We start from the raw sequence: 7,627 nt of genomic DNA on the forward strand, positions 1-7,627 counted from the left end.
TACACTCCCGACGGCCCTTGACCAGCCCAGATAGCAAAGTGGCGTGCAGCGGCTCTTTGACGGTACTGAGAGTTGGGCATCGCCGGGCTGCGGCTGCGCAAGTGCCAGGCCACCGCCGTGCCCGACTGTCCGCCACCCCGTGTTGGACCTGCTTCGGCGACTTCGCTGCTGAACACCAAGTGCGCTCAGTAGGCAGGCTGCCCATCAGGTCGCGAGGTGTGGACCTCCAGTGCGGCGCGGACCGCCGATTCCAGGGCGCCCTCGATCCAGGCAGGCTTGAGGGAGGTGTGGTCGCCAGCGAAGTGCAGCGGGCCTTCGGGCAGGGGAATGGAGGGCAGCAACTCGGTGTGCTGGCCAGGCAGTAGTACGGATGCCTCTCCGTAGGCGTAGGGGTCGCGCAGCCAGCTCTGGGTGCGTCCGGCGCCGGTGTAGAAGACCTCGACGCGCTGGCCGTAGACCTGCTGCAGTCCGCACAGGGCGTGCGGGTAGCGGGCCTCGTCGTCCAGGGAGTCCCAGCGAAGTGCGTCGTCGGCCCAGCTGTAGGAGGCCAGTACCACTCCGCCGGAGCTGCCGGGCACCGGGTGGGAGGGGTTATACATGAACCGGTTGGCGCTGTCGGACACCGAGCCGCCGCCCACGACGTGTGCGGCCTGAGGCTGGTCGCGGGAGACGGCACGGTTGGCGGCGTAGTGGGTGCGTTGGCCTGCGGTGATGTGGCCGCCCGGCACGGAGGGATGGACGCCGAGCAGGCTGCCGTCGGCGGGTGTGCGGCCGGTGCGGTAGGCGTCGTACAGCTTCGGGTCGATCCGGCCCAGTTCGCGTTTCCAGTCGGCTTCCGTGAACTCCCACCAACGGCGGCTGAACTCCAGGAGCACCTTCGTGGCGCTGTCGTAGTGCAGTTCCGCGACCGCGCGGCGCTTGCGGTACGACATCAGGGGGCTGATCTGTACGTGCCGCAGACCGGAGAAGGGCACGGTGACCACGGCCGCGTCCGCGGTGAACTGCTCGCGCACGACCGGGCCGTCGCGCCCTTCGGAGACCGTGTCCACCCACACCCGAGGGCCCTTGCCGCCGACGTGCGGGGTGTCGGAGGAAGGACGGTCAGGATCGTGGTACTCGACGCGGGTGACCCGGCGGTCGAACCGGACCGTGTCGCGTACCTGCGCCAGCAGCGCGTCCGGCAGCACCGCCGTGCCGCCCTCCAGCTCCCAGAAGGCGGTGTCGGGGCTGATGAGGGAGGAGCCGATGAAGCTGTGGATGAACGACAGGGGCAGGCGTGACGTGAGGTTCTCCAGAGTGCCGATCAGGTCGACCGTGCGCTCGTCCAGCCCGGCGTGCTCGGTCAGGAAGCGGAACATCGACCAGTCACCGAATCGCTGGATGACCCTGGCCCAGCCCCGCACCCGTTCCGGCAGCGGCTTGTCGACCCGCTTGCCGCCGGCGTCCACTGTGCTGAACTCGTCGCGCACCGGATCCAGCACCGACCGAAGGATGGCCGCGGCGGGAGTATCCCAGCGGGCGCGCGGCACGCCGAACGACCGGTTGATGCGGCGGGGCGCCCGGGCGTAGTCCACCCGCCGCATCCGGATGCCGTTGACGTAGATCCAGGTGCGGTTGGCGGGCTGGCCGTCACCGTCGACGTCAACGTAGTGGAAACGCCGTTTCTTAAGGTTCAGTTGATTGATGAGACCCATCACCAGCGGGTGGCTGGAGGGCAGGCGCATGGCGCCCGCCTCGGCGTACTGGCGGGGGTCGGCGAAAGGCTGAGCTGCCCGTTCGTGCCCGCCGCGGCGGAAGGTCTTGATGCGTCCGCCCGCCCGGTTGCCGTTCGCCTCGAGAACGGTCACGTGGTGGCCCGCCCGCTTCAGCAGCAACGCCGTCACCAGACCGGCCGGGCCGGCCCCGACGACGAGGACCTTCTTGGGCTTGGCCGACCGCTGAGCGGGCAGTCCGTCCTTGAGCACTCGCTCGTAGCGTGGGACCAAAGGCCGGTCGTTGTCGTCCACGACCAGTAGGGCCCGTGCCACAGCCAGGCACCTGTCGAAGTCCGCGCCCCGGGTGGGCGCCGGTGCGGCCGGGACGGCCTGTACGGGCATTGCCGAGGCAGGCGCGCCACCAGCCAGAGTCGTGGCCGCCGCAGCCATTCCCGCTGCCGTTGCGAAGCTGCGCCTGGACAGGTCCGAACCTGCCACGACGGCTTCGTGATCTTCAGTCATGACGCACTTGTACCGGTCCGCCGACCCGGCCCGCCCACCTGCGCCGCGGCGTTGCCCCGAACGAGCGATGCCGAGGTCGAACCGCTGACGCCGGGTCGGAAGGCCGCAGAGCCGCGCCCCTCGGCGACGTCCCCGAAGGGATGAAAGACAGGCGGTGATCCGCGTGTCACGGCCGCCTCGTCGGCACACTTCCGTGTGGCCGTGGGCGGTCGGTGGGGGAGCAGCGGGGCAAACCGGAGCGGCATGGCCTATGCCGCGGGAACTCGGCGGAACAGGGGGGCAGGCGTGGGACGAAGGGCCGAACTCACAGGCAGGGCACGCTACTGGTTCGACACCACTTTGGCCCGGGGGACCTCCGCGCTCGTCGGCTGGCTTGCTATGGGCTGCCTCGTAGTCGTCCTCCCGGCGAGCGCCGTGCTGGTGTGGACGGACCCACATGCGCCGGCGTCCCGGTCGGAGAGGCTGGCAGAGATCTGGCGTCTCACCGGTGAGACGCTGCGGCTCGGCGGAGCGACAGGCCCGCTTCTGCGCGTGCTGCTGTCGGTACTGCTCGCCCTGGTCGCCCTGGTGTACGTGTCCACTCTCGTCGGCCTGATCACCACCGGACTCACCGAGCGGCTCACCGCACTGCGGCGGGGCCGCTCCACCGTCGTCGAGCAGGGACATTCGGTGGTGCTGGGCTGGTCCGAGCAGGTGTTCACGGTGGTGAGCGAGCTGGTGGCCGCCAACGCCAACCAGCGGTACGGCGCGGTGGCCGTGCTAGCGGACCGGAACAAGACCACCATGGAGGAGGCCCTCAGGAGCAAGGTGGGGGCCACCGGCCGCACCCGGCTGATCTGCCGTAGCGGTCCCCCCACCGATCCCGCCCTGCTCGCCCTGACCAACCCCGGCGCGGCCAGCGCCGTGCTGGTACTGCCCCACGACGATCCGTCGGGGGACCCGGAAGTGGTCAAAACGCTGTTGGCGCTGCGGTCCGCACTCGGCCAGGGGGAAGGGCCGCCCGTCGTCGCCGCCGTCAGAGACGACCGGTATCGGCTGGCGGCCACCCTCGCCGCCGGATCGCGCGGCATCGTCCTGGAGAGCGACGCGATCACCGCCCGGCTGATCGTGCAGTCCGCCCGCCGTCCCGGACTGTCCCTGGTGTACCGCGACCTCCTGGACTTCGCCGGAGACGAGTTCTACCTCGCCTTCGATCCGGCCCTGACCGGCCGCTCCTTCGGCGACACGCTGCTGGCCTACGCCACCTCCAGCGTGGTCGGCCTGCTGCGCGACGGCAGGCCCTTGCTCAACCCGCCGCCGCAGACCCTGATCGGCCCCGGAGACCGGCTGATCGTCATCACGCGGGACGACGACACCGCACGGCTCAGCGACTGCTCCGGGCTGGTCGACGAGTCGGTGATGACGCCCTGGCGGCCGGCGAACGCCCGGCCCGAACGGCGCCTGATCCTCGGATGGAACCGGCGGGCCTCGCTCATTGTCGAACAGTTGGGCCGGTCCGCCGCGCACGGTTCGGTCATTGCCGTGGTGGCGGACCGGGACGAGGTGACAGCCGAACAGGTCAGGGGCATCGGTACACACTCCGCACCTCGCCTGACCGTCACGTTCCGGCCTGGAGACATCACCCGGCCCGAGACACTTCGATGTCTGGAGATCGACTCGTACGACAGCGTTGTCGTGCTCGGCCCGGACCCCGTGGCGGGACAGCAGCCGGACGAGGCCGACAACCGGACCCTCGTCACGCTCCTCGTTCTGCAACTACTGGAACGGCAGACGGGACGGGAGCTGCCGGTGGTCACCGAGATGACCGACGACCGCAATCGGACGCTCGCGCCGGTCAGCCCCGGAGCGGATGTGATCATCAGTGGAAAACTCATCGGCTTGCTGATGGCCCAGATTTCCCAGAACCGGCACCTTGCCGCCGTGTTCGAGGAACTGTTCTCTCCTACCGGCAGTCAGGTCCACCTGCGGCCGGCGGCGTCGTACGTCCTGCCCGGCTGTGAGGCGTCCTTCGCCACGGTCGTCGCAGCCGCGCAGCGGCGCAGCGAATGTGCCATCGGCTACCGCCGCCACGACCGGGCCATGGCCGTTCCCGACCACGGAGTGCGCATCAACCCGGACAAGAACGAGCGACGCTGCTGGACCAGCCGTGACGAGGTGGTCGTGATCGCGCAGGACTGACACACCCTCTCAGAGGTCGTTCTGCTTCGAACCTCGTGCGCGGATTCTGCTGGTCGGCATGAGATCGCATGTGTCGCGGGAGGTTCGGTCCGTTCCTGGCCGAGATGTCGTGGGGTGGCGGATGCCGTCGATGCGGGCGGTTCGGATAGCGCGGCAGAAGACCGCGGCAGTGCGGGTGGACGAACTCGAAGCTGAGCTGGAGCGGGTGCGGACGGCTCTGGCGGAGCGGACGAGGTGCTCAGGTTCCATGCGCCCGCCGTGGTATGAGGTCTCGCATGGAAGCCGGTGGGGGCGAGGGCGGTGCCTCACCGCCAGGCCGGGGCCGGGACCGAGGTGTTATCGGTGGACCATTCGCTGGTGTCCGTGCGCCGTTGGTGGTCACGGACCCAGACGTCGGCCGCGGCGCATGAGCCGGGTTACGTGTCGCCGCCGCCCCTGCTCCTGCGCCCCGAAGGCCCCAGGAGAGAGCGGGTGCGGCTGCCAGGCGTCCGCCGACCCGCTGAATATCAGCGGCACGGGCCGTCGGTAGGCTCACCGACCGATCATGACTGTCGCTCGTTCCGTTGCCCTGTTCGTCGTCGCCGCCCTCTTCGAAATCGGTGGCCCCTGGCTGGTCTGGCAGGGCATCCGCGCGCACAAGGGCTGGATCTGGATCGGTGCCGGCGTCATCGCCCTCGGCATCTACGGCGTCGTGGCCACCTGGCAGTCGGACGACAACTTCGGGCGCATCCTCGCCGCGTACGGCGGGACCTTCGTGGCCGGATCGATCGCCTGGGGCATGGTCGCCGACGGCTACCGCCCCGACCGCTTCGACATCACTGGCGCCCTGGTCTGCCTCGCCGGAATGGCCGTGATCATGTACGCGCCCCGCTCAACGAACTGGAAGTGGCTGCTCACCAGCTGCTTTCCGCCGCAAAATACTTCACGGCCCTCCGCAGGAATTCCCGCTCGAGCTCGAGTTCCTTCACTCGCGCCGCAGCTGCCGGTTCTCGTGCTCGATCGCGCTGGCTCGCTGGCGCGGGGGCCGGGCAGTGAAATCGCCGCCCACTTCGGCGACATCACCCTGGAGACCATGTACAGACAACTGAATCGGTGGGCCGCCAGCGGCCTCCTCCACAAGCTCGGCCCCGGTCTCTACGCCACAACACCATGGTCCCAGCCCCACTTGCGTGACCTGCGAAAACGCTAGCTACCCGGCCTTGGGTGAAGCCCCGAACGCAGGCAACGGAAGTGTGGACAAAGTCGTGTCGTGTGCTTATGCGACTTGCTCTGCCCCTACTGTGGATCCCTGGGTTCCTCGCCCGTGTCGGACGAGGGGCTCGCGGTAGCCGGGGCAGTGCCGTAGTAGCCGCCGATCCACGCAGTACGCAGCGCGGACGGCCGCGGGTACTGGCACGTCAGATACGACTCCCCTCTCTGACGGGCTTTGAGGCCTTCCTCGACGGCCCGTGCGATGTCTTCGGGTGTGTCCATGCCGCATGCTCTCCCTTCATATTCTTGCTGCTGATCGGTCTGACGTCGGTCGAGGCCGCTCGTTCGCGTCGCTAGTCGGCGACTATGCCGCGGGCGCTAAGGACGTTTTGCAACTCCGGGCCCAGGAACTCGGAGCCAAGGACGCGCCGGAGGTTCGGAAGCAGCACGAGGTCGTCGAGGGAAGCGACGTCGAACAGGTCGTCCTCGCCGTCCCAGACCGGGGCGCACTCTTGGTACACCTGGTTACCGCCGTCCATGCACAGCTCCTCGACGTCGGCCAGGAGCTCGTCGCTGATCTCCAGTGAGTCGAAGTAGCTGCGTGCCTCTGGCACGACCTGGTACGCCAGGCCGTGCTGCTGGGCGTACTCCCAGGGGGCGTCGCCGAGCCCCTTCTCCTTCAGGAGGTCGGCGAGGCTGAACTGCGGCGTGAGCTTCTCATCGATGTACATCAGCTGCTCGACGACGATGAGTTTGAAGTTGAAGTCCTTGAACATGGCCATGCGCACAACCTAGACGGCACCACCGACACCAGGACCACTGCGGTCTGGCAACGGAGGGCCCCTGGGCAAGAAGTTTCGGGTTGACGAGGCAAAACCCTGAGGCACTCGCGGCCCAGCCGCTGGGAGGCGTTGTCACGGTGTTGGGTGTGGGGTCTGACGGTGTGCCGGGGCGTGGTGGAGTCGGGTTCCGGCTGTGTACTTACGGTGCGGTGGGCAGGCCGGCAACGCCGGTGATCCATCCAGTCAAGCAAGGTGACAGCGCCGATTCCCCCTCCAGCACGGGCTGCATGAGGAACATCCCGTGCAGCCAAGTTTTGGCGTGGTCGGGTTGCTGACGTCCCCGTTGCGACCCCCTTCGGCCATGCGCTGGCTGGAGTTGAGGATGAGGAGGGCGGGATGGGCGGCGTGGGACGCGGCCGGGGATCGAGGCGCGCTCAGCCGGTTGCGCGTCGGCGGGGCCGCCGCGCCGGGGCAGCCGTCAGTGCGGCGGTGACGTCAGGTGGGGGACGTCCGCGTGGGCGAGGTCGGGGCGGGCACGGTGCCAGCGGTGCGGGGTGGCGCCATCAGCCGGCGGCGTCGCGGGCGAGTCGACGCCGACTTCCACGACCAGTTAGGGTTCCACCAGTGTGACGTTCAGCTTCTCCTAGCTGCCCCACCCGGCGGAGAACGACCAGCCTGTCGGATGACCGCGCCGCCCCGCAGCGAGCAGACCGGCGACCGCAACACCTGCCGCCTGGGCGAGGGTGGTGGTTCTGCCGGTGTACTGCAAGCGTCCTCCGTCGTGGTACCTGCCGAGCAGCAGGGGGAACGGCCAGAGAGCCGGTGATCGCGCCGACGATCGTCTCGCTCGTCTCGCGGACCTTGTATTCTGCCAGCCCCTCACCGACGGCTGGTAGGCGTCGTCCAGCCCTTTGAAGGGCACTGTCACGTTGGCTGACCGGTGGGATGATCTTCTGGTTGATCAGCCTGGGAAGGGTCGTCCGTGGGGAGCGCGTCGCTGTCGTACAAGGGGCACCGGTACCCGGTCGAGGTCATCTCGCACTGTGTGTGGCTGTACCACCGCTTCCCGCTCAGCTTCCGCGAGGTCGAGGAGCTCATGCTCGAGCGCGGCGTGACCGTCTCCTACGAAACGGTGCGCCGCTGGTGCGCCAAGTTCGGGCAGGCTTACGCCAACGCGCTGCGCCGCCGGCAGCCCCGGCCCGGCGACAAGTGGCACCTGGACGAGGTCTTCATCAAGATCAACGGGCGGTTGCAGTACCT

Annotated in this window: 5 protein-coding genes and 1 pseudogene; 3 read left to right on the forward strand and 3 right to left on the reverse strand. The window is 68.7% G+C overall.

The window, feature by feature from the left end:
* Positions 1-185: 185 nt before the first annotated feature.
* Entirely contained in the window at positions 186-2,216 is a 2,031-nt protein-coding gene (locus tag ACFWWR_RS43110; RefSeq protein WP_383877634.1) for a flavin monoamine oxidase family protein, read from the reverse strand.
* 285 nt (positions 2,217-2,501) lie between these two features.
* Here ACFWWR_RS43110 and ACFWWR_RS43115 point away from each other — a divergent pair, with 285 nt between their 5' ends.
* Together ACFWWR_RS43115 and ACFWWR_RS43120 are read left to right on the forward strand one after the other, a co-directional pair.
* A complete protein-coding gene (locus ACFWWR_RS43115; protein WP_383877632.1) occupies positions 2,502-4,394 on the forward strand; it encodes an NAD-binding protein in 1,893 nt (630 codons plus the stop codon).
* A 544-nt stretch (positions 4,395-4,938) separates the two neighbouring features.
* A pseudogene (locus tag ACFWWR_RS43120) lies at positions 4,939-5,265 on the forward strand (YnfA family protein); the annotation flags it as partial.
* A gap of 404 nt (positions 5,266-5,669) precedes the next feature.
* On the opposite strand, the gene ACFWWR_RS43125 reads toward ACFWWR_RS43120, so the two are convergent.
* Positions 5,670-5,867, reverse strand: a complete 198-nt coding sequence (locus ACFWWR_RS43125; protein WP_383877631.1) for an Rmf/CrpP family protein — start codon at positions 5,865-5,867, stop codon at positions 5,670-5,672.
* A gap of 71 nt (positions 5,868-5,938) precedes the next feature.
* The gene (locus tag ACFWWR_RS43130; protein ID WP_383877629.1) at positions 5,939-6,367 is read right to left on the reverse strand and encodes a DUF6892 domain-containing protein; all 429 of its coding nucleotides are present in this window, start codon (positions 6,365-6,367) and stop codon (positions 5,939-5,941) included.
* Positions 6,368-7,364: 997 nt separating this feature from the next.
* Here ACFWWR_RS43130 and ACFWWR_RS43135 point away from each other — a divergent pair.
* Positions 7,365-7,627, forward strand: a 263-nt coding sequence (locus tag ACFWWR_RS43135) for a transposase (RefSeq protein ID WP_384309649.1), incomplete at its 3' end; no start/stop codon positions are given.

The organism is Streptomyces sp. NPDC058678 (assembly GCF_042714835.1).
Lineage (GTDB): Bacteria > Actinomycetota > Actinomycetes > Streptomycetales > Streptomycetaceae > Streptomyces.